At 55.9% G+C, this 497-nt stretch carries 2 protein-coding genes; one reads left to right on the top strand and one right to left on the bottom strand.

From position 1 onward, the window contains the following. The first annotated feature begins 1 nt into the window (after window position 1). Window positions 2-190, top strand: a complete 189-nt coding sequence (locus EN925_RS40410; protein ID WP_013525120.1) for a hypothetical protein — start codon at window positions 2-4, stop codon at window positions 188-190. A gap of 3 nt (window positions 191-193) precedes the next feature. Here the strand turns inward: EN925_RS40410 and EN925_RS39060 are convergent, their stop codons facing one another. Next, the gene (locus EN925_RS39060; RefSeq protein ID WP_032899472.1) at window positions 194-433 is read right to left on the bottom strand and encodes a hypothetical protein; all 240 of its coding nucleotides are present in this window, start codon (window positions 431-433) and stop codon (window positions 194-196) included. Window positions 434-497 lie beyond the last annotated feature (64 nt).

The following is a 497-nucleotide window of genomic DNA, read 5'->3' as shown; positions in this document are numbered from 1 at the left end:
GATGCATAGAGACGCCTTCACCCCATCAGAACTTGCCCTGCTCAGTCGCGTCTTCGCACGCAGCAAAATCAAAAACGAAACCGCAACCGAGAAGGAGCGGCGCGCATCACGTATTCTGGCTTACTACCAGGCTGGGGTCACGGATGAGGATGAGCTAGAACTGCTTTCTCGCCAACCGCTCGGAAGGTGACGATTAGTCTTCCTTCTTCAGAGCTTCCGCCTCGTCTTTGAGCTTCGGCCAATCGGCGCCATGCCTGCGAAGCAGCGTTCGTGCCTGCTTGGGGTCAATTTCCGTGAGTTCGACCAGATGTTCGACCTCAAGGTCCTGGCCTTTCGCCACCCGGCTTGCCTCGTTCGCTTTTCGTTGCATCTCGACGACCCTCTGCTGAGACAACATGAACGAGCGCTGAGAGTGCGCGTTCCAGAACTTCATACAAAAATCGGGACATCGATTAAATCAGTCGGATTGCGCCACTGAGGCGGGCATGCCCTTCTGC

Origin of the sequence: Mesorhizobium sp. M7A.F.Ca.US.006.04.2.1 (assembly GCF_004022915.1) — a bacterium.
Lineage (GTDB): Bacteria > Pseudomonadota > Alphaproteobacteria > Rhizobiales > Rhizobiaceae > Mesorhizobium > Mesorhizobium ciceri.
Note: the sequence above shows the minus strand (reverse complement) of the source record. Positions and strands in the feature narration are given on the sequence as shown.

Coding starts and splice junctions, on each gene's coding strand:
- EN925_RS40410 (WP_013525120.1), top strand. CDS start 2: ATGCATAGAGACGCCTTCACCCCATCAGAACTTGCCCTGCTCAGTCGC.
- EN925_RS39060 (WP_032899472.1), bottom strand. CDS start 433: ATGAAGTTCTGGAACGCGCACTCTCAGCGCTCGTTCATGTTGTCTCAG.